This is a genomic window from Lysobacter sp. Soil_C_15 (assembly GCF_057657315.1).
Map to the genome: position 1 here is coordinate 1 of NZ_JBDGIR010000027.1, position 1,866 is coordinate 1,866.

2 protein-coding genes are annotated in these 1,866 nt (G+C 69.1%); both read left to right on the forward strand.

Annotation, left to right across the window (positions count from 1 at the left end; translation table 11 throughout):
* Positions 1–89 (forward strand): proprotein convertase P-domain-containing protein (locus AC3A57_RS22865; RefSeq protein WP_487581002.1); only part of this gene is annotated, 89 nt, incomplete at its 5' end.
* A 278-nt stretch (positions 90–367) separates the two neighbouring features.
* A partial coding sequence (locus AC3A57_RS22870; RefSeq protein ID WP_487581001.1) for a trypsin-like serine peptidase occupies positions 368–1,866 on the forward strand: 1,499 nt, incomplete at its 3' end.

Genomic DNA, 1,866 nt, shown 5'->3' on the forward strand with positions numbered 1-1,866 from the left:
AACCGCTCAACGGCACCTGGAAGCTGCGCGCCGCCGATCGCGCCGCCCAGGACGTCGGCAAGATCGACACCTGGAGCCTGACCTTCTGAAGCGTCACCTTTCGGACCACGTCCGCCGCAGCGGCGGACGCGTTCGAGCGCGCGCTTAGGGGAGCGCATCGCCGCCGCACCGTATTCGACGGTGCGGCGGCAGGACTACGGCCCGGACGCGGGCCGTCGCCCACGACGTCGCGTCCGGCCCGCCTCGGCCGGGCGCGGCGGCGCGGGCTCGCCGCACGCCGCCGGAACCGCCACGCCGCGGAACCGCTCGGCCGCAGTCGTCGCCTCATCGCCACCATCGCCTGACATCCCAACGGACGGAGACAGACATGAAACGCATGACCCTCACCCTAGGCTTGCTCGCAATCTCGATCGGAACGGCACTGGCCGGGCCGAACCAGCGGCCGGCCGCTTTCGACCACGCAGGCCTGACCCGCATCGACCGCATCGGCGTGCGCAGCATGCCGGCCGTGGACGTGGCCAAGTTGCGCGCCGAAGACGTCAAGCGCGAGCAGCGCCGCCAGATTCCGCGCTTCGCCACCGCGCTGGCGGTGGACATCGACACGCTCAAGGACGGCGTATGGGAGGACCTGGACGCCGATACCGCGATCTGGCGCACCCGCATCGAGTCCAAGAACGCGCTGTCGCTGAACTTCCACTTCGACCGTTTCCGCCTGCCGGAAGGCGCGCGCATGCTGATCTATCCGGCCGATCAGACCCCGGGCGCCGCCGCTGGCCGCGTGCGCAGCTTCACCGCCGCCGACAACAACGCTTTCGGCGAACTGTGGACCCCCGTGGTGCTCGGCGACGAGGCGGTGATCGAAGTGGTGGTGCCCAAGGCCAGGCTCGGCGAGCTGAAGTTGCATCTGGCCAAGGTCAACCACGACTACGTCGGCCTCGGCCGCATCGCCCGCGACGCCGCCGCGCTGGATTCGACCAAGGGCGTCTCCGGCAGCTGCAACATCGACGTGGTCTGCCCGGAGGGCAACGGCCATCGCGACATCATCCGCTCGGTCGCCGCCTACTCCAAGCAGGGCACCATGTGGTGCACCGGCTCGTTGGTAAACAACACCGCCAACGACAAGAAGATGTACTTCCTGACCGCGAACCATTGCGGCATGACCAGCGCCTCGGTCAACAACTCGATGGTGGTGTACTGGAACTACCAGAACTCCACCTGCCGCGCGCCCGGTTCGGCGGCCAGCGGCGCCAACGGCGACGGTTCGCTGGCGCAGTCGCAAACCGGCGCCACCCTGCGCGCGACCAACGCCGCTTCCGACTTCACCTTGCTCGAACTCACGACCGCGGCCAACCCGGCCTACAACCTGTACTGGGCCGGCTGGGACCGCCGCGATCAGAACTTCACCGGCGCGATCGCGATCCATCATCCGCGCGTGGCCGAGAAGCGCATCAGCCTGGTCGAGGGCACCACCACCTTCGGCGGCTTCGAAGGACAGGCCGGCACCCAGGCGCTGCACGTGCAGTGGTACGCCAACGGCGGGGTGACCGAAGGCGGATCCTCGGGTTCGCCGCTGTACAGTGCCGACCACCGGGTGATCGGCCAGCTTTACGGCGGCCCGTCGAGCTGCAGCGCCACCGGCGACCAGCGCAAGGATTGGTACGGCCGCATCTTCACCTCCTGGACCGGCGGCGGCACCGCGGCCACCCGCCTCAGCAATTGGCTGGATCCTTCGGGTACCGGCGCCCAGTTCGTCGACGGTCTGGATTCGTCCGGCACGCCGGGCAACAATCCGCCGGTGGCCAACTTCAGCTCGTCGGCCAGCGGCCTGACCGTGGCGTTCACCGACAGCTCGACCGACAGCGACGG